Annotated in this window: 17 protein-coding genes; 1 reads left to right on the forward strand and 16 read right to left on the reverse strand. The window is 38.9% G+C overall.

Going from position 1 to position 18,717, the window contains the following annotated elements; translation table 11 throughout:
- Positions 1 to 56: 56 nt before the first annotated feature.
- The 5 genes from O3601_RS08450 to pbp2a all read right to left on the reverse strand — a co-directional run bounded on the left by O3601_RS08450 (position 57) and on the right by pbp2a (position 3,835).
- Complete coding sequence (locus tag O3601_RS08450; protein WP_371472519.1) at positions 57 to 536, reverse strand: sigma-70 family RNA polymerase sigma factor; 480 nt, start codon at positions 534 to 536, stop codon at positions 57 to 59.
- 121 nt (positions 537 to 657) lie between these two features.
- Complete coding sequence (nusG, locus tag O3601_RS08455; protein WP_000376739.1) at positions 658 to 1,194, reverse strand: transcription termination/antitermination protein NusG; 537 nt, start codon at positions 1,192 to 1,194, stop codon at positions 658 to 660.
- Between the two features lie 54 nt (positions 1,195 to 1,248).
- The gene (secE, locus tag O3601_RS08460; RefSeq protein WP_001210991.1) at positions 1,249 to 1,425 is read right to left on the reverse strand and encodes a preprotein translocase subunit SecE; all 177 of its coding nucleotides are present in this window, start codon (positions 1,423 to 1,425) and stop codon (positions 1,249 to 1,251) included.
- Positions 1,426 to 1,434: 9 nt separating this feature from the next.
- The gene (rpmG, locus tag O3601_RS08465) at positions 1,435 to 1,587 is read right to left on the reverse strand and encodes a 50S ribosomal protein L33 (protein ID WP_001809375.1); all 153 of its coding nucleotides are present in this window, start codon (positions 1,585 to 1,587) and stop codon (positions 1,435 to 1,437) included.
- Between the two features lie 52 nt (positions 1,588 to 1,639).
- Positions 1,640 to 3,835, reverse strand: coding sequence for a penicillin-binding protein PBP2A (gene pbp2a, locus O3601_RS08470; RefSeq protein WP_371472535.1), 2,196 nt, complete (start codon positions 3,833 to 3,835; stop codon positions 1,640 to 1,642).
- 86 nt (positions 3,836 to 3,921) lie between these two features.
- On the opposite strand from pbp2a, the gene O3601_RS08475 reads away from it, so the two are divergent.
- Entirely contained in the window at positions 3,922 to 4,797 is an 876-nt protein-coding gene (locus O3601_RS08475; RefSeq protein WP_371472538.1) for an RluA family pseudouridine synthase, read from the forward strand.
- Between the two features lie 71 nt (positions 4,798 to 4,868).
- On the opposite strand, the gene gap is transcribed toward O3601_RS08475, so the two are convergent.
- The 11 genes from gap to O3601_RS08530 all read right to left on the reverse strand — a co-directional run bounded on the left by gap (position 4,869) and on the right by O3601_RS08530 (position 18,591).
- Entirely contained in the window at positions 4,869 to 5,879 is a 1,011-nt protein-coding gene (gap, locus tag O3601_RS08480) for a type I glyceraldehyde-3-phosphate dehydrogenase (RefSeq protein WP_000260687.1), read from the reverse strand.
- A gap of 176 nt (positions 5,880 to 6,055) precedes the next feature.
- Positions 6,056 to 7,357 carry an ABC transporter permease gene (locus O3601_RS08485; protein WP_371472540.1) on the reverse strand — a complete coding sequence of 434 codons (1,302 nt, stop codon included), beginning with the start codon at positions 7,355 to 7,357 and terminating at the stop codon, positions 6,056 to 6,058.
- On the reverse strand, positions 7,326 to 8,009 hold the full coding sequence (locus tag O3601_RS08490; RefSeq protein WP_371472543.1) for an ABC transporter ATP-binding protein: 684 nt from the start codon (positions 8,007 to 8,009) through the stop codon (positions 7,326 to 7,328). Before O3601_RS08490 ends, O3601_RS08485 begins: the two co-directional genes overlap by 32 nt.
- A 315-nt stretch (positions 8,010 to 8,324) precedes the next feature.
- Positions 8,325 to 9,245: an XRE family transcriptional regulator gene (locus O3601_RS08495; protein ID WP_371472546.1), complete on the reverse strand. Its 921-nt coding sequence runs from the start codon at positions 9,243 to 9,245 to the stop codon at positions 8,325 to 8,327.
- Between the two features lie 124 nt (positions 9,246 to 9,369).
- Entirely contained in the window at positions 9,370 to 12,021 is a 2,652-nt protein-coding gene (gene adhE / locus O3601_RS08500; RefSeq protein ID WP_023945660.1) for a bifunctional acetaldehyde-CoA/alcohol dehydrogenase, read from the reverse strand.
- A 300-nt stretch (positions 12,022 to 12,321) separates the two neighbouring features.
- A complete protein-coding gene (locus O3601_RS08505; RefSeq protein ID WP_371472548.1) occupies positions 12,322 to 12,732 on the reverse strand; it encodes a hypothetical protein in 411 nt (136 codons plus the stop codon).
- Positions 12,719 to 13,162, reverse strand: coding sequence for a low molecular weight protein-tyrosine-phosphatase (locus tag O3601_RS08510; RefSeq protein ID WP_077804625.1), 444 nt, complete (start codon positions 13,160 to 13,162; stop codon positions 12,719 to 12,721). Before O3601_RS08510 ends, O3601_RS08505 begins: the two co-directional genes overlap by 14 nt.
- A 45-nt stretch (positions 13,163 to 13,207) precedes the next feature.
- Positions 13,208 to 13,507, reverse strand: coding sequence for a preprotein translocase subunit YajC (gene yajC, locus O3601_RS08515; protein WP_125443897.1), 300 nt, complete (start codon positions 13,505 to 13,507; stop codon positions 13,208 to 13,210).
- Positions 13,508 to 13,624: 117 nt separating this feature from the next.
- Entirely contained in the window at positions 13,625 to 15,601 is a 1,977-nt protein-coding gene (gene tkt / locus O3601_RS08520; protein ID WP_371472552.1) for a transketolase, read from the reverse strand.
- A 113-nt stretch (positions 15,602 to 15,714) separates the two neighbouring features.
- Complete coding sequence (gene ulaG / locus O3601_RS08525; RefSeq protein WP_001134226.1) at positions 15,715 to 16,806, reverse strand: L-ascorbate 6-phosphate lactonase; 1,092 nt, start codon at positions 16,804 to 16,806, stop codon at positions 15,715 to 15,717.
- Positions 16,807 to 16,917: 111 nt separating this feature from the next.
- Positions 16,918 to 18,591 (reverse strand): transcription antiterminator, encoded by a 1,674-nt coding sequence (locus O3601_RS08530; protein ID WP_173304910.1) that lies wholly within the window; start codon positions 18,589 to 18,591, stop codon positions 16,918 to 16,920.
- Positions 18,592 to 18,717: the final 126 nt, after the last annotated feature.

The raw sequence follows: 18,717 nt of genomic DNA on the forward strand, positions 1-18,717 counted from the left end.
CTTTTTGTTTTTTGTCAACACCTTTTTTAAACTTTTTTACTTTTTTGCATGAATTCCTAATGAGTACGGATGTCAAACTCTTTAAACACAATACGTAAGTCTCTTAATACTCTTTGACGACCTCGGAATCGTTCATTTCTTAAGACGCGTTCTAACTCTTCTCGTTGCTCTTTATTTTGTTTGTTTCTATAATCTCTTAGTGTTTCATGAAAGAGATAATAGTCATCTAGCCAGAGTCCTCCCTCACTTATACGATGACTTATCTCACCCACTTCTTCATAAAGCTCTTTATCATATCTCCGTTTTTGACTTTCTTGTTTACGGAGATAATCTAGAATTCGATTCCGGAATTTTGTTTTGAAGTATTTACGTAAACGAGAAATATCGTCTACTAGCCCTTCTTCGCTACTAATCAATTCATGTAGGCAAAACATTCCCTCTTGATCCCAGTCCGATAACTCCCACAAATGAAGGTAATATTCATTTCTACACTTATATACAATGCTTTGAACTTCTTCATACAATTCTTTAATCATGCTTTTCCCCTTTCTAGATACAGTTTAACAGATTAGAAAACACATTTGTTCCATTTCCCCTATTCTGTTCCCTTTAGCTCCTCAACTGCACAAAAAAAGAGAGGTCTTGCCTCTCTTTGGGTTATAATTCTGCGATTTGGTTTAGGTTTACTTCTGCAACCGTGTCATTACCAAACATAGAGATAATCATCTTCACTTTATTGTTATCAATCTCCGTAATCTTACCGGTATAATCTGCAAAAGCTCCATCAATAATACGTACAGTTTGACCAACCTCAACATCGAAATCAAATTCTTGAACAGTTTGTCCCATAGATACCAAAATGTCACGAATTTCTTGTTCCAATAATGGTGTTGGTTTTGATCTATTTCCGTGAGATCCGACGAATCCTGTAACATTTGGTGTGTTTCGAACAACAAACCAAGCTTCATCTGTCATGACCATTTCTACAAGAACATAACCTGGAAAGCGATTTTCTTCTACTTCTTTTCTCTTTCCATTTTTTTCAACTTGCACTGTTTGTGTTGGAATTTCAACGCGTAGAATATTATCCAACATATTGTAGGTTTGTGCACGTTGTAATAGATTTTCTTTTACCTTATTTTCATAACCAGAATAAGTTTGTAAAACAAACCACCCTTTATCAAAACTATCCATGATATTTCCTTTCATAAATAGAAGATTTCTAGTGTAATTAACTCCACTAACCTTCTAAAAAATGTTAATAAATCGAATCAAACCTGAAACAATCAACTGGTCAAAAATGTAAATAATTACTACAAAGAAAGCTGTGTATTCCATAATAGAACGAAAATCTCTCCAGCTTTCCTTGCGAGTTGGCCATGTTGTGTCTTTAAGAAGTCTAAAAATATCTCCAATAAAACGCATCGCTCTCTCCTATCTCGTTTCTCTGTGTGTAGTGTACTTGCCACAATGCTTACAAAATTTATTTACTTCTAGTCGTGTAGGCTTGGGGTTTCCACTAATCTTGATTGAATAGTTTCTAGAACCACAAACCGCACAAGCTAGGCTTGCTTTTTTTAGTGCCATAACGCCTCCATCTTATCTATTATAACAAGAAAGCTAGGCTTTGACAAGCATCTTAGCGAAATAGATTGACTACCGAATCCCATATTGTTTGAGCTTTTTCCTTAATCTTAGCATCCGAGATAGCCCGACTAGCCTCATCTACTAGACTTTGCGCACGTCCTCGAATATCAGACAAATTATCATCTGTCTGGCTATTATCATTGGTTTGTACTTGTCTTTTTGTATTGGCTGGTGCAATTCCATTTTGCTTATAAGCATTTTCAACCGTAAAGGTACTTCCTGGCGTATAAGGTAAAATGGTATTGGCAATGTTTCTAAAGATATGGGCTGCACCGTTTGAAGTAGAGCCAGCTAGATAGTGATTTTCATCAGTGGTCGGAAAGCCAAGCCAGTGGCTAATCACTACATCCGGAGTATAACCAATTACCCACTGGTCACTTGTGTACTCCGGATTGAAAACTGCTTCAGTTGTTCCAGTTTTCCCTGCCATGACATAGTCTGCAGGCGATGAACTAATACCGGTACCATTGGTGAATGTCCCCAACATCATACTAGTCATCTTGTCAGCTACAGCTTTATCAATCACTCGTTTTTGTGAATTTTTATGACTCGCAATGACCTGACCACTAGCATTTTCAATTCTACTAATAAAATGAGCTTCCGGCATTAAACCTTCATTTGCAAAGGCAGCATATGCTTGAGCCATTTGAAGAGGATTGGTTTCGACACCGCTTCCTAAAGCGACACCAAGAACACGGTCTACCTTTTCCATGTTGAGTCCAAATTTTTCGCCTGCCTCAAAAGCCTTATCAACACCCAAATCATTAACAGTAGCAACAGCAGGTAGATTAAGCGATTCTGCCAAGGCTTGATACATGGGAACTTCTCGACTCTTTTTGATTCCTGCATAGTTATCTACCTTATAGTTGTCATACTTCATGGTATGGTTATCCAACTGCTTGTTCAAAGCCCAACCTGCCTCAACTGCTGGCGTATAAACAACTAAAGGCTTAATTGTAGAGCCAGGGCTACGTTTTGATTGAGTTGCATAGTTGAAATTCCGGAATCCAATTTTATCATTGTCAGCAACTTGACCGACAACTCCACGAACTCCTCCTGTTTTCGGTTCAAGAGCGACACTTCCTGATTGTGCAAATGTTCCATCCTCTGCTCTCGGAAATAGCGATGTATTTTCATAGACAACCTGCATATTTGCTTGGTAGTTTTGATCCAACTCTGTATAAATGCGGTAGCCATTATTTACGATTTCTTCCTCTGTTAGATTATACTTAGAAACGGCTTCATTAACCACCGCGTCAAAATAAGAAGGATAGCGGTAATCTGAAATTTTCCCTTCATACTTATCGTGCAATTGCGAAGTCATATCAACTTCTGCAGCTTCGGTTTCTTGGTTTTTATCAATGTAACCTGCTGCAACCATATTTTGTAAGACAGTGTCGCGCCGATTGGTAGAATCTTCTACAGAATTCAAGGGGTTATACAGTTCCGGTCCTTTGAGCATCCCTGCCAGAGTCGCAGCTTGATCCAGACTCACTTCTGATGCAGAAACTCCAAAGTATTTCTTACTCGCATCTTCTACACCCCATACACCATTTCCAAAATAGGCGTTGTTAAGGTACATAGTTAGAATTTGATCCTTACTATATTTTTTGGTTAATTCTAAGGCAAGGAAAAATTCTTTCGCTTTTCTCTCAACAGTTTGATCCTGTGACAAATAAGCGTTTTTAGCTAGCTGTTGGGTAATAGTAGAACCACCACCTGAACGACCAGCAGTGACAATCGCCAAGAAAAAACGACCATAGTTAATCCCGTCATTTTTATAGAAGGAACGGTCTTCTGTCGCAATAACGGCATTCTGCAAATTTTTACTGATATCAGTCAGTTCAACGTAGGTTCCCTTTTGACCAGACAAGGCACCGGCCTCTTTTTCTTCACGGTCAAAAATGATAGTCCGAGTTTTCAAGGCGTTTTGCAAATCATTGACATTGGTTGACTTAGCTACAGCAAACAAATAGGTTCCAACTAGCAAGCCTGCACTCAAACCTAGTATAAGGACAATCTTTGTTAGATGATAGCGACGCCAGAATTTTCGAATTGGACCTACTTGGGCTAATTTTTTCCTATCACTGCGAGAACGACGCAAGCTAGTAGAATCAGAATCCTCTGATTCACTTGTTTCTTTTTTAAAAAGAGAAAGAAATTTCTCAAATAATTTATCTAATTTCATGCGTTTATTTTATCATCTTCATCATAGGAAGACAAGAATTTAGCTATTTCCTATCCAAATAGGGCTTTTTTTGTTACAATATCTGTATGAAATTCATTTTTACTTTACCCGCCTCTCTACCTCAAATGACGGTGAAGCAATTACTAGAGGAGCAACTCCTCATCCCTAGAAAAATCCGTCATTTTTTGAGAATCAAGAAACACATTTTGATTAATCAGCGAGAAGTTCATTGGAACGAGACGGTAAATCCTGGAGATGTTTGCCAATTGACTTTTGACGAGGAAGACTACCCCAAAAAGGAAATTCCTTGGGGCAACCCTGACCTCGTCCAAGAGGTTTATCAAGATCAACACTTGATTATTGTCAGCAAACCAGAGGGGATGAAAACGCATGGTAATCAGCCAAACGAAATCGCCCTTCTTAACCATGTCAGTGCCTATGTTGGCCAAACCTGCTATGTCGTTCATCGTCTGGACATGGAAACCAGTGGTTTAGTCCTCTTTGCCAAAAATCCATTTATCCTACCCATTCTCAATCGCTTACTAGAGAAAAAAGAAATTTCTCGGGAATATTGGGCACTAGTTGATGGAAATATCAACAAGAAAGAACTTGTCTTCAAAGACAAAATCGGACGTGATCGTCATGACCGCAGAAAAAGAATAGTTGATACAAAAAACGGTCAATACGCTGAAACACATGTAAGCAGATTAAAGCAATTCCCAAACAAAACTTCCTTGGTTCGTTGCAAACTAAAGACAGGGCGAACCCATCAGATTCGTGTGCACCTTTCGCATCATAACTTCCCTATTTTGGGCGACCCTCTCTATAATAGCAAATCAAAGACAAGTCGGCTTATGCTCCACGCCTTTCGTCTGTCCTTTACCCATCCACTTACTTTAGAGAAATTAAGCTTCACTACCCTTTCAGATACTTTTGAAAAAGAATTAAAAAAGAATGGATGATTGTTGTGCCATCCATTTTTCCATATAAGAAAAGCAAGACCAAGAGGCCTTGCTTTTTATCGACTCATGAATTATTTAGCGATTTTTGCGAAGTATTCAAGAGTACGAACAAGTTGTGCAGTGTATGACATTTCGTTGTCGTACCATGATACAACTTTAACCAATTGTTTACCGTCAACGTCAAGAACTTTAGTTTGAGTTGCGTCAAACAATGAACCGTAAGACATACCTACGATATCTGAAGATACGATTGGATCTTCTGTGTAACCGTATGATTCGTTTGAAGCTGCTTTCATAGCTGCGTTCACTTCATCAACAGTAACGTTCTTTTCAAGAACTGCTACCAATTCAGTAACTGATCCAGTTGGAGTTGGAACACGTTGTGCAGATCCGTCAAGTTTACCGTTCAATTCTGGGATTACAAGACCGATAGCTTTAGCAGCACCAGTTGAGTTAGGAACGATGTTTGCAGCACCAGCGCGAGCACGGCGAAGGTCACCACCACGGTGTGGTCCGTCAAGGATCATTTGGTCACCAGTGTAAGCGTGGATAGTAGTCATCAATCCTTCTACAACACCAAAGTTGTCTTGAAGAGCTTTAGCCATAGGAGCCAAGCAGTTTGTAGTACATGAAGCACCTGAGATAACTGTTTCAGTACCGTCAAGAACGTCGTGGTTAGTGTTGAATACAACTGTTTTAACGTCGTTTCCACCAGGAGCAGTGATAACAACTTTTTTAGCTCCACCAGCGTGCAAGTGTTTTTCAGCAGCTGCTTTCTTAGCAAAGAAACCAGTAGCTTCAAGAACGATTTCTACACCGTCGTTAGCCCAGTCGATTTGTTCTGGATCACGTTCAGCAGAAACTTTGATGAATTTACCGTTAACTTCAAATCCACCTTCTCTAACTTCAACAGTACCGTCGAAACGACCTTGAGTTGTGTCGTATTTCAACAAGTGTGCAAGCATAACTGGATCTGTAAGGTCGTTGATGCGTGTAACTTCAACACCTTCTACGTTTTGGATACGACGGAAAGCAAGACGACCGATACGTCCGAAACCGTTAATACCAACTTTAACTACCATTAGTGATTTCCTCCTTATGAAAATCATGAAATTTTTATTGTGAAAAGAGTAACTTGAATCACTACAAATCACCTTTCAACAAACCTATTATATAACTATTTAAGTTTAATTGCAAGTACGGGCATTGTTTTTCTCTGTTAGTTTCTTTTTAAGTCTGTAAATCAAGAACTCCCTTACTATTCATATCGTAGCGACTCTACAGGGTCCATTTTACTAATTTTACGCGCTGGGAAGTAGGCTGATACATAGCCAAGCAAGAGAGCGAAAACTAGAGTTCCTAAAACAGATAACAAATTTAATTCAAAAACCTTAGTGATGGATGGGTAAAAGTGACTTACAATCGCATTCGCCAAACTTCCCACCCCTTGTGCTACCAAAAAGGCCAGTAGCAAGGCGATTCCTACAATCCAGATAGCCTCGTAAATAAAAATCCCTTTGACATCACGATTCTGATAACCAACTGCCTTCATGACACCTATTTCCTTAGAACGTTGCATAATATTGATGTAAATAATGATACCAATCATGACCGCTGCTACCACAATAGCTTGTGATGAAAGTACAATCAATAATCCCTGAATGACACGAATAAAGGTAATCACAATATCAAGAACCTTCTGTTGAGAAAGAACAGTATACTTCTTATTTTTCTGTAATTCTTCTGTTACCGTTTTTGTCTGTGATGGATCTTTGAGTTCCAAGATAAAATAAGATACAGCTTTTGTAAATCCAGCTTCTTTCAAAATCGTTTCCATTTGATGAGACGGCATGAAACTGTTACTGTCCTCCATGTCATCTTCATCATTAATTACACGCACAATCTTCGTTTGAAATTGAGCAGTTTTGCTAGCTTCGGCAGCATTTTCAACAATGCTGGCTGAGACTGGTTTGCCAATAAGATCAGTAGCTGTCAGATTGTTTCCTGTCTGTTCATTCCAATTTTTTAGTAAGCTGATTGGAATCGTTAATCCCTGTTCATTTGTATCAGTATAGAGGGATCCAGCCAACACTTTGTCCGTCTCATTACTACTAACAGAGATACTTGTATCCTCATAGAGACTCACTACTTGAGCATAAGAAGGCATCGTTTGACTCAGATCCATTTCTTGCCCATCTATAGTAATATTTGACATGGTCATCCCAAAAGGACTCTCCAAATATTTAATAGCTTCTTTCCCAACTGTATCCGTGATATAGTTCTTATCATCTTGGTTCAAAAAGCCTCGTCCAACATTTTTTGTGTTTAAAGCAATCTGAACTTGAGAAGGGATTTGACCTCCATTCGTATTTTCATCAATCATCGAAATCAATGCATTTCCCAAGCCGAAAGAAATTAAGACTCCTACAAAACCGATTGAGGTTGCTAGCGCAATCAATAGGTTACGCCACTTTCTTTCCATAAAGTTATTTAAAGAAAGTTTGAATTTATTTTTCAATGATAATCCTTTATTTTGTGACTTCTTCAACGACTTCACCATCCTTCATTTTGATAATCACATCTGCATATTCGGCAACCTCTGGATTATGGGTTACAATCAGTACTGTTTTCCCTGTTTGGGCTAAATTTTTAAATACTTCCAATACCATTTCTTGGGATTGAGAATCCAGCGAACCCGTTGGCTCGTCTGCTACAATCATATCAGGCTGATTTACCAAGGCACGCGCGATTGCTACACGTTGCTTTTGCCCACCAGAAAGCTGTTTAACATTTTTAGCCATAAAAGGCTCCATGCCCAAGTTACTTAATTGCTCCTTTGCAATCATTGTCATCTCCCTGTCAGATAAATCTTTGACATAGAGAGGTAGCTTGACATTGTCCAAGACAGACTGATGAGGAATGAGGTTAAAGTTTTGAAACACAAATCCAATCTTATCTTTACGAAATTGAGTTAGTTCAATCTCTGATAAGTCACGGAGGGATTCCCCTTTAAATTCTAAAACTCCTTCATATTGTCTGTCTAAACCGCTAATGATGTTTAGTAGACTAGTTTTGCCACAGCCTGACGGCCCGTAAATCGCTGTAATTTTACCTTTTGCGATCTGCAGGTTAATATTTCTTAGAGCCTGTTCTTGATGTTTACCGTCCAAAGTGTAAAACTTTGAAATATTTTTAATTGATAAAATGGACATTCTTTCCCCCTTGTTTAAAACTGTTATCGTCATACATCCTACTTATAGAAAATCCTTTAAGCGACATCAGCACTGTTTTACCCTATGGGCCTACTACTTAGAATTTTCTCTCTATTGCCTAGTTTGCTTCTGGATGTATATCAAGTAATACTCTACGAAAATCTCTTCAAACCACGTCAGCGTCGCCTTACCGTACTCAAGTACAGCCTGCAGCTAGTTTCCTAGTTTGCTCTTTGATTTTCATTGAGTATAAAATTCATTGTAACAAAAAAGCGACATTTCCCCAATGACAGAAATGTCACTCCTATAAATCATTTAATAATACCTTTCTAAGTCTTCGCTCCATTCCTTATCTAAACTAACGAGTAACTTCTCATTACCAAACATCCTCGCCATCATTTTTGCTTCTTCATACTTTTGTTTGGCTGTATCATAATCCGTCTGAATATAATATTTCCACTCCACCATCAAGACAATCGGTTGCTTTTGGAAATCTCGTGTTTTTTGTCCTATTTTATTTAAGGTCTCGACTGTCCTCTTAAAATAATGAAACAGCCCCATAATTTTTATACAAGCTAAAGAAGCTAACAAGGAATCTCTAAGTAAGTCCAAACAATCGAACTCTATCTTATCAACCTGAGAACTTAATTTATCATGAAAACAAAGAATGGTTTCATACTCAGATTCTTTTATCTCACCCACATTTAAACCATCCATTAACTGACAGTTGAAATACAGTCTCAATTTCAACAAATCCTCGGCTTTATAAACATCTCTGGATAGCAAGTCTTGAAGACTGTCCTCAATCACACTGCTTCCATATAAGGAATTACTAGTCATTCTCACTGCATCTATAGCTTGAAGACAATCCACTAGCACTTTCTCATCACGTGGCAAATCATCATAAAAACATTCAAAAATCTCATCAAAATATTCTTCCTTCTGCTCCTGCAACTCCTTGTCTCCATAGTCAGGGTGATGTAAAAGAAAGTACTTTAATTCTTGGTAACGCTTGGGTAATTCCTTATAATCTGGCATCAAGACATAGGACGGAATTTCTAATCTATCTGCAATATATTCTAGTGTTTTTATAGTCGGTCGAAATTCTCCTTTTTCGATTCTCACCAACTGACGGACTGATAATTCAGACTCATCCCCGCAAAAAACTGGACGACTAAGTCCTTTCTCCTCTCTTAAAAGTCGCACTTTATCCCCTAACTCATTTATCTTGTTCATTTGCCCCTCGCATGATTATAAAAGATTTGATTTTCAAACAAATATATGCGGTTATTATACTGTTTTTCAAATAGAATTACAAAAAAAGAGACAGGATTTCTCCCGCCTCTAGGCTGATAAACAATTATTTACGGCGTCCTGGTCTTTCTTTGTAGCCATAGTAAGAATCTTCGATGATTTCTTGCATATGGTCAACCATTGGAAGACGTGGGTTAGCTGGTGAACATTGATCTTCATAAGCAAGGAAGGCCAATTCACGAGAATGTTCTTTCCATTCTTTTTCATCAATCCCTTGTGCTTTGAAGTTCATTTGGATACCTACGCGCTCACCAAGTTCGTAGACAGCTTTTGCGTAAGATTCCACACCTTCTTCTGGAGTAGAAGCTGGAAGTCCAAGCATGCGTGCGATATCTTGGTATTTTTCATCTGCACGGTAGTAGTTGTACTTAGGCCATGTTGCTGTCTTAGCTGGACGTGTACCGTTGTAGCGGATGACGTATGGAAGCAAGATTGCATTTGTACGACCGTGGATTGTGTGGAATTGGGCACCAATCTTATGGGCCATTGAGTGAGAAATACCTAGGAAGGCATTGGCAAAGGCCATACCAGCGATTGTTGAAGCGTTATGCATTTTCTCACGTGAATGGAAGTCTGCATTCTTAACGGAACTTTCAAGGTTTTCGAATACAAGTTTGATAGCTTGAAGTGCAAGACCGTCAGTGTAGTCGCTAGCCATTTGTGATACGTAAGCTTCAGTCGCGTGGGTCAATACGTCCATACCAGTGTCCGCAGCAACAAATCCAGGAACTGTCAATACCAAAGCAGGGTCTACGATTGCCACAGTTGGTGTCAATGAGTAGTCAGCGATTGGGTATTTACGGTTGTTTGCTTTATCAGAGATAACGGCAAATGGTGTTACTTCAGATCCTGTACCAGATGTAGTTGGAATCGCGATGAATTTAGTCTTCTTACCAAGCAATGGGAATTTGAAGGCACGTTTACGGATATCCATGAATTTTTGGACAAGGTCACGGAAGTCCACTTCTGGTTGCTCATAGAAGAGCCACATTACTTTAGCAGCATCCATTGGAGATCCACCACCGAGAGCGATGATTGTATCTGGTTTGAAGGCACGCATAATCTCAGTACCACGGTTTACAGTTGTGATATCTGGATCTGGTTCTACATCAGCAAAGATTTGGTAAACAACCTTATTGCGACGAAGATCAAGTTGTTCGATGATACGATCAAGGAAACCAAGCTCTACCATGGCATGGTCAGTAACGATCATGACACGTTCAACGTCACGACATTTTTGAAGGTATTGAATTGAATCACGTTCAAAGTATGTTTTTGAAGGAAGTTTCATCCATTGCATGTTATTTCTCCGTCTTCCGACTTTTTTGATATTCAAGAGGTTAATGGCACTAACGTTATCCCCAACTGAGTTGCGTCCGTAAGAACCACATCCAAGTGTCAATGATGGCAAGAAGGCATTGTAAACGTCCCCGATACCACCGAAAGTAGAAGGTGAGTTACAGATAACACGAATAGCTTTAACAGCTTTACCAAATTCTTTAGTCAATTCTTCGTCAGCTGTGTGGATAGCTGCTGAGTGCCCAAGACCGTTAAATTCAACCATTTGACGAGCCTTAGTAATACCATCTTCACGGCTTTCAGATTTCAAAACTGCGATAACTGGTGACAATTTTTCACGAGTCAATGGCTCGTTTTCACCAACTTCTTTACATTCAGCAGCAAGAATGTTTGTTCCTTCTGGAACTGTAAATCCTGCTTGTTCTGCAATCCAAGTTGCTGGTTTACCAACGATATCAGCGTTCAATTTTGCACCAGCACAGTTTTTGCTGTTTGCTTTCACGCCAAAGCAGAACTCTTCAAGAAGAGCTTTTTCTTTTTTGTTTACAAAGTAAGTGTGGTAAGATTTGAACTCTGCTACAAATTCATCGTAAATTTCTTTATCAATGATAACCGCTTGTTCAGATGCACAGACCATACCGTTGTCAAATGATTTAGACATGACGATATCGTGTGCTGCTTGACGGATGTTTGCTGATTTTTCAACATAAGCTGGAACGTTTCCGGCACCTACCCCAAGAGCTGGTTTACCACATGAGTATGCGGCTTTAACCATGGCATTACCACCTGTTGCAAGGATTGTCGCAACACCTTCGTGGTTCATAAGGGCACTTGTTGCTTCCATAGATGGTTGAGTAATCCATTGCACACAGTTTTCAGGAGCACCAGCTGCGATAGCTGCATCGCGGACGATACGTGCTGCATGAGCAGATGATTCTTGTGCTGATGGATGGAAGGCAAAGACGATCGGATTACGAGTCTTCAATGAAATCAATGATTTAAAGATTGCTGTTGATGTTGGGTTTGTTGTAGGAGTGATACCACAAACAACACCAACTGGTTCAGCGATAAGGGTCAAACCTGTTACATCGTCTTCTTCGATAACGCCAACAGTCTTAGTGTGGCGCATGTTGTTTACTACGTGTTCACAAGCAAACAAGTTCTTAGTTGCTTTATCTTCAAATACACCACGTCCTGTTTCTTCAAAGGCATGTAAAGCCAATTCTCCGTGGGCATCCAAAGCTGCCACTGACGCTTTAGCTACGATATAGTCAACTTGCTCTTGATCCAACTTACGCATTTCTTCAAGGGCAACTAAAGCTTTTTGCACCAAGCCATCGACATGCTTTTCAGCAGCGAGTTTCTTTTCTTCTGGTGTCACAGTTTTTTTATCAGCCATATTTTCCTCCATAGCTTTCAAGGATTGATATCCTTTGTTAATTTTTTCACAAGTTTATTATAACGCATTATTTCAACTTTGTAAACAGTTTCATAAACATTTCACAAAGAATTTTTAGTTTCTTGTGAATTTTTTATCATTTTCCTTTCTTATCAGGTTTTATCTTTGAAGTTTGTGAAATTTGTTTCAAATATTTTTTTATTTCACAAACTCATTTGGAAGAGAATCTTGGAAAGAAAGGGATTTACAGGTAAGCGCTTACTTACGTGTTCTAACAATACCTCCTTTGATAAGGAGGCTTTATTTTTGTTGAAAAACGCCTTGTTTAAAAGTCCCTTCATAAACGACTTCTTGTTCTGTTGTTAGTTTTCCTTTTCCTTCAGCCTGACCATTTACAAAATCACCTTCGTAGATCCATCCTTCTTTAGATTGAAAGGTGCCTTTTCCGTTGAAGGCTCCATTGTTGAAACCACCTGTATATTGGTCTCCATTTTGGAAAGTAATGGTACCTTGTCCATTCATTTTACCACGGACAAGACTGCCATCGTAAACAATCGTTCCATTATCGAGTTTTAAGACACCTTTTCCGGGAATATTTAGAAAAAAGACGAGTACAGCACAGAAAACAATGGCAACTACTGCCAAAAGCTCTAAACGTGAACGAGTCAGATAGACACTATATTTGTCGTAAAAATTCTTAAGATTTTCCATCTTCACTCACCTTTTCTAAACGTTCTAACCAAGCTTGACACCCCTCTTGAACACGCTGATAGGTTTCCTCAAAATCTCCTGTATACCAAGGATCTGGAACACTTTCAGATGCGAATGAGTAAATCTTATCTTGACAGTCTGCTGGACACATCTGACGTAAGTCAGAAACATTTGAAGCGTCCATTCCGATAATATAATCAAAGGCTTCAAAATCTTCCTTACTAATCTGAAGCGATGTCTTGCCTTTTTCATAAGGAATTTCATACTGTTGAAAAATCCCTTGAGTTCCCTTATGAATCGGATTGCCATGTTCCCAAGAGGAAGTCGCTCGACTTTGGATTTCATAATTATCTGTCATTGATTTCATAACAAACTCGGCCATAGGACTACGGCAAATATTTCCCAGACAGACAAAAACTAGTTTTTTCATCCCATTCCTTTCTTTTATAGAAAAACGGGAGTTCGTGATCCCGTCTTATTTTTCAATTGCACCTTCGAGTGAAGCTGTTTCTTTAAGTGGTAATACGGTCTTGATAGCAGCGAGTTCAAAAGTCAAGTAAACCCCATCTACATCAAGAACAATTGTTTTCTTTTCTGTATCTACTTCATCGACTGTTCCATAAAGTCCACCGATTGTAATCACTTCATAGCCTTTTTGTAATTTATTCAAGCTTTCCATACGTTTTTGTGCTTGTTTCTTTTGAGAGCGTTGCGTAAAGAACATCAAGCCCATCATAAGGACTAGTATGATTAAAAATGTATAATTTGGATTCATTAGTTTCTCCTTTGTCTTTTACATAGGACTACTATATCAAATTTCAGCTACTTTTACAAGATTGTACCTTGCTTTTCTAGTAAGAAAAAACCAGAGCTTGCGCCCTGATTTTTAGAATTATTTCAAGTTTTGAACGACTTTTACAAGATTTTCGACAGTAAAGCCATATTCTGCCAATACTTTTGGTGCTGGGGCAGAGGCTCCGAAGGTATCAATACCAAGAACAGCACCATCGAGACCAACATATTTGTACCAGTTTTGAGTTGCACCCATTTCGACTGCAACACGACGGCGAACTGCATTTGGAAGAATTTCTTCCTTGTATGCTGCATCTTGTTTATCAAAGACATCTGTAGATGGCATGCTGACTACGCGGACTTTTGCGCCTTGACTAGCCAATTCTTTGGCAGCTGAGACAGCAAGATTAACCTCTGAACCTGTCGCAATCAAGATGGTATCAAAGTCTGCTGCATTTTCATAGACAACATAGGCACCTTTAGCAACCTTGTCGAAGTCTGTTCCCTCTTCAACAGTCAAGTTTTGACGTGTCAAGACAAGGGCAGTTGGTGTTTTCTCACTTGTTACTGCAAGGTACCAAGCTGCTTGAGTTTCTCGCGCATCTGCTGGGCGGAAAACATTTAGATTTGGCATAGCACGAAGACCTGCCAAGTGCTCAACTGGTTCGTGAGTCGGACCGTCTTCCCCAACTGCAATAGAATCGTGGGTAAAGACATAAGTCACAGGAAGACCTTGCAAGGCTGACAAACGGACAGCTGCTTTCACATAGTCAGAGAAGACAAAGAAAGTACCACCGTAGACACGAAGTCCACCGTGAAGGGCCATCCCGTTCAAGATTGTTCCCATTGCAAATTCACGAACACCAAACTGAATATTACGGTTCAAGCGATTAGCGTCGTCTTGAAGTCCATCCGTTTTGATGTAAGTCATGTTTGAGTGAGCAAGGTCAGCTGATCCACCTAGGAATGTTGGTAACTTAGCAGCTACAACGTTCAAGGCATCTTGACTTGAATTACGAGTTGCTTGAGAGAAGCCATTTTCTAAGGCTGGGAAGTCTGCCGGAGTCACTTCAACTGGATCACGTCCGTCAATGATAGCTTCTACTTCTGCAGCCAATTCTGGATGCGCTTCTTTATAGTCAGCAACTAATTTTGTCCAAGCTTCATAAGCTGATGCACCACGATCTGCAACATGTTCTTTGAAATCAGCATAAACTTGTTCTGGGATTTCAAATGGTTCATAGTCCCAACCGAGAGCTTGACGAGTTGCTGCAGTTTCATCTGCTCCAAGAGGAGCACCGTGTACAGCATTAGTTCCCTGTTTGTTTGGAGAACCGTATCCAATAACCGTCTTCACTTCAATCAAAGATGGTTTACCTGAAGCTTTAGCCGCTTCGATAGCAGCATGGATTGCTTCCAAGTCTGTTCCATCTTCAACCAAGGCAGTATGCCAACCGTAGGCATTGTAACGGTCACGAACGCTTTCTGTAAAGGAATCCTTTGTCTCACCATCCAAGTTGATGTCATTTGAGTCATAAAGAACAACCAACTTGTCTAGTTTTTGCAAACCTGCGTATGAAGCCGCCTCGCTTGAGACACCTTCCATCAAGTCTCCGTCTCCACAGATAACGTAAGTATAGTGGTCAAAAATATTATAGCCTTCTCGGTTATATTTGGCTGCCAAGAAACGTTCTGCCTGGGCAAAACCAGTGGCAGTTGAAATACCTTGCCCTAGAGGACCTGTTGTAGCATCAATCCCTGCTGTATGGCCAAATTCTGGGTGACCAGGTGTTTTTGAACCCCATTGACGGAAGCTCTTAATCTCATCCATGCTGACATCTTCAAAACCAGAAAGGTGAAGAAGAGCATAAAGGAGCATTGAACCATGACCTGCTGAAAGAATAAAGCGGTCGCGGTTAATCCAGTTTGGTTGAGCTGGATTGATACGAAGTTGTTTTGTAAAGAGGCTGTAAGCCATCGGAGCTGCTCCCATAACCACACCTGGGTGACCTGAGTTGGCTTTGTTGATAGCGTCAATACCTAGGAAACGAATTGCATTAACAGATAGATTTGACATAGAATTTCCTTTCTATTTGAGGTGATTATTGAATCACACATTCTATTTTACTATTATATGAAAATTATCCGTATCATGCAACATACGGATAACCTCCAAAGAATATTTTTATATTATAGCAAAGCTTTAAATTGAATGTTAGAGTCTTGTTCAAAACAATCATCAAAACCACGTGGATGATGGTATTCTACTAAGTGTTGATCTTGAGGATAAGTGTACTTACCGCCGACTTCCCAGATAAATGGATGGAAATCGTATTGCAAGCGATCTTTTCTCATTTTCCAAAGTTCTAGAATCTCATTAGTAGAAGCCATGAAGTTAGACCAGATATCATAGTGAACTGGGATAATGACTTTGGTACGCAGATTTTCTGCCATACGAAGAAGGTCGATAGATGTCATTTTATCTTGGATACCTACCGGATTTTCACCATAGTTATTCAAAGCAACATCAATTTTAAAGTCTTTACCATGTTTTGCAAAATAGTTTGAGAAGTGAGAATCTGCACCATGATAGATGGTTCCACCTGGTGTTTCAAAGATATAGTTAACAGCCTTTTGAGCCATTTCTTCATCTGTAACAGCTAAGCCAGCAAGTTCACCGCCTGTCTCATCAGCACCGTTCACTGGAAGAGTTACCAAGCAAGTACGGTCAAATGATTCTACTGCATGAATCTTCATATCTTTTAATTCGATAGTGTCACCTGGTTTAACAACGATGATACGTTCTTTTGGAACACCCCATCCTTCCCAGATTCGTCCACAGTGGTAAGGACCGATAAACTTAACATGCTCTAACTTAGGATTGTTGAGAATTGCTGCAGCTGTGTATGGGTCGATATGATCACTATGGAAGTGTGAAACTAAGTAATAGTCTAGTTCGTTGATAGCAAATGGATCGATAACCATTGGCTGAACACGCAAGTTTGGTTGCAACTTACGAACACCTGCCATATTTGCCATTTGGTGCCCACGAACCATATCTTTCACTTTTTTGGTTGATTTTCCACGGTTTGACCAAAGGTCCATGACAACGTTAGCACCACCTGGTGTCTTAATCCAAGTACCACAGTTGCCTAGCCACCACATGGCAAAGTTGCCTTCAGGTACGACTTCTTCTTCGATTTCTTCGTTCAACCATGTTCCCCACTCTGGGAAAGTAGCTAAAATCCATGACTCTCTTGTAATTTCTTTGACGTTTGGCATATGTTGCCTCCTTTGGATATAATTGTTATCTTTGAGATTAGTATACCACCCTTCAAAATACTAAAAAAGACCAAGAAAAACACAGGTTTGTGTTCATCATTGGACTGTCCTTCAAATATCTTCCAAAAAAGCTTGAACTACTATTTCTTGATTTATAAGTGTTTGAACCTCTTCTTGGAACTTACTAGCCAACTTGCTGTCTACAATATAAGACGAAATAAGACTGGAAAGATTTTCACTGAAACTTTTGCTCTCATTACGAAATATATTGTGTTTAAGATAGTCTAGCATTTTCAAAATATCTTCTGCTTCAAGGATAGGATTAACTCTTAAAATTGGAAATCTGCTATCCAAATCATCATTAGTAGTAATCACTACATCAACTTGTGCAATATCTTCCACACTCTTAAATTGTTCTGTTGTAAATACAGTGCCAATTTGCTCATTTGGAAAATAAAGTTTGCATTGTTTCAGCAAAAGTCTCGAAACCGCAACACCTTCATCACAAACGAGATAAACTTTTTTCATATTTTTTTGAGACGATGGTGTATACTTTAAAAATCCTCCAATATGAATCGTCAAATAGGCAATATCATCGTCTGTTAGCCGGATAAACCATGCTCCTTCTAAAATTTCCGCAGATTTTCTAGTGACTAAAAATAATTCTCCATACTTGGATCGAATTTGTTTTGTTAGAGGATTTTTAGAAAAAATACCGTAAGTCTTTCTAAATAACAAGGCTTTACAGTGGATCATCAAATTTCGTAATAAATCATCCTTGTTCTCAATCTCCATTCGGATTTGTGATTCAAAATACCAGATAAATTCTTCTAAAGCAAGTTTTAATTGCCGAAAATCATCACTTTCTGCATGAATATCCAAATCTTTACGATAGGAGAGGAGAAGAACAGCTACAAGAGAAACTTCAAGTTCTGACAAAGAAATTTCAAACTTTTGAAACAACCGTTCTCCTAATTTCTTAGACACCTGATACTCTATTCTTTTTCTTATCAAAGAAAATTCTTTCTCTATATCCTGATGTCTTTCTTGATACTGTTCAACATTATGACAGCTTAACAGCAAATAAGGTAGAACCTGCAACATAAAAGTTACTTCATGATGGTTTATTTTCTTCCCTAAATCTTGTTCAACTAAAGGAACCTGTTCCTTAAAAAATTGGTTCATTTCAACAGAAAGCAAACACTCATCATCTAACCTCTCTTTCATCTTATCTTCTAAAATAGATACAAAAGTGGCATTTTCTTCCATAAAAATATGATATAGAAGCGATTGAAGATACTGAATTTTATTAAGAGGGTGGGCATGAAGGTGGTATCCCTGTGACTTGCTCACTTGCAAGGTCACCTGATATTGTTCCAAAGTTAGTTGATAACGAATACTATTCAAATCATTGAGAACAGTATTCCTAGATACCTCTGTTAACTCCATCAATTTTTCAATCGTAATACGTTCTTTAGAAATACCTATCCATAATAACATTATCATCATACGTTCATGCGCACTCATGATATAATCGTACGAATCTACTTCCGATAATAGTTCACAACAAGCATCTCTCTGCTCTTCCGTTAAGTGAATACCAATTCGTGGAATACTAATGATGTGAAGCGCCTCGTCACCAAGAGCAGCATTGATTTTGTCAATGTGATAATAAATTTTCCTTCTTGACTCTTTCAAATCTTTCGAAATCGCCATAATCGTTTTGGGCGTTTCTTGATCCATCAAATATTGAAGCAAATCACAACTTGCCTTATCCAGTACCATATTTCATACTCCTCTATCAATCAACTGCCTTGAAAACAACTTTATAATAGTATCACATTCACTAACGCATTTCAATTATCAACAGTAGTCTCTTAATAACGAATACTTACAATTACAAAAGCGAGG

It is taken from the genome of Streptococcus sp. 20925_1_69, assembly GCF_041432365.1.
Classification (GTDB): Bacteria; Bacillota; Bacilli; order Lactobacillales; family Streptococcaceae; genus Streptococcus.

What these genes read in the sequence shown, in the direction of transcription:
- yajC (WP_125443897.1), bottom strand. Translation starts at nt 13,507, where the DNA reads ATGAATCCAAATTATACATTTTTAATCATACTAGTCCTTATGATGGGC.
- O3601_RS08475 (WP_371472538.1), top strand. Translation starts at nt 3,922, where the DNA reads ATGAAATTCATTTTTACTTTACCCGCCTCTCTACCTCAAATGACGGTG.
- O3601_RS08495 (WP_371472546.1), bottom strand. Translation starts at nt 9,245, where the DNA reads ATGAACAAGATAAATGAGTTAGGGGATAAAGTGCGACTTTTAAGAGAG.
- tkt (WP_371472552.1), bottom strand. Translation starts at nt 15,601, where the DNA reads ATGTCAAATCTATCTGTTAATGCAATTCGTTTCCTAGGTATTGACGCT.
- secE (WP_001210991.1), bottom strand. Translation starts at nt 1,425, where the DNA reads ATGCGTTTTATTGGAGATATTTTTAGACTTCTTAAAGACACAACATGG.
- O3601_RS08510 (WP_077804625.1), bottom strand. Translation starts at nt 13,162, where the DNA reads ATGAAAAAACTAGTTTTTGTCTGTCTGGGAAATATTTGCCGTAGTCCT.
- rpmG (WP_001809375.1), bottom strand. Translation starts at nt 1,587, where the DNA reads ATGGCACTAAAAAAAGCAAGCCTAGCTTGTGCGGTTTGTGGTTCTAGA.
- O3601_RS08485 (WP_371472540.1), bottom strand. Translation starts at nt 7,357, where the DNA reads ATGGTGAAGTCGTTGAAGAAGTCACAAAATAAAGGATTATCATTGAAA.
- O3601_RS08530 (WP_173304910.1), bottom strand. Translation starts at nt 18,591, where the DNA reads ATGGTACTGGATAAGGCAAGTTGTGATTTGCTTCAATATTTGATGGAT.
- pbp2a (WP_371472535.1), bottom strand. Translation starts at nt 3,835, where the DNA reads ATGAAATTAGATAAATTATTTGAGAAATTTCTTTCTCTTTTTAAAAAA.
- gap (WP_000260687.1), bottom strand. Translation starts at nt 5,879, where the DNA reads ATGGTAGTTAAAGTTGGTATTAACGGTTTCGGACGTATCGGTCGTCTT.
- ulaG (WP_001134226.1), bottom strand. Translation starts at nt 16,806, where the DNA reads ATGCCAAACGTCAAAGAAATTACAAGAGAGTCATGGATTTTAGCTACT.
- O3601_RS08490 (WP_371472543.1), bottom strand. Translation starts at nt 8,009, where the DNA reads ATGTCCATTTTATCAATTAAAAATATTTCAAAGTTTTACACTTTGGAC.
- adhE (WP_023945660.1), bottom strand. Translation starts at nt 12,021, where the DNA reads ATGGCTGATAAAAAAACTGTGACACCAGAAGAAAAGAAACTCGCTGCT.
- O3601_RS08505 (WP_371472548.1), bottom strand. Translation starts at nt 12,732, where the DNA reads ATGGAAAATCTTAAGAATTTTTACGACAAATATAGTGTCTATCTGACT.
- nusG (WP_000376739.1), bottom strand. Translation starts at nt 1,194, where the DNA reads ATGGATAGTTTTGATAAAGGGTGGTTTGTTTTACAAACTTATTCTGGT.
- O3601_RS08450 (WP_371472519.1), bottom strand. Translation starts at nt 536, where the DNA reads ATGATTAAAGAATTGTATGAAGAAGTTCAAAGCATTGTATATAAGTGT.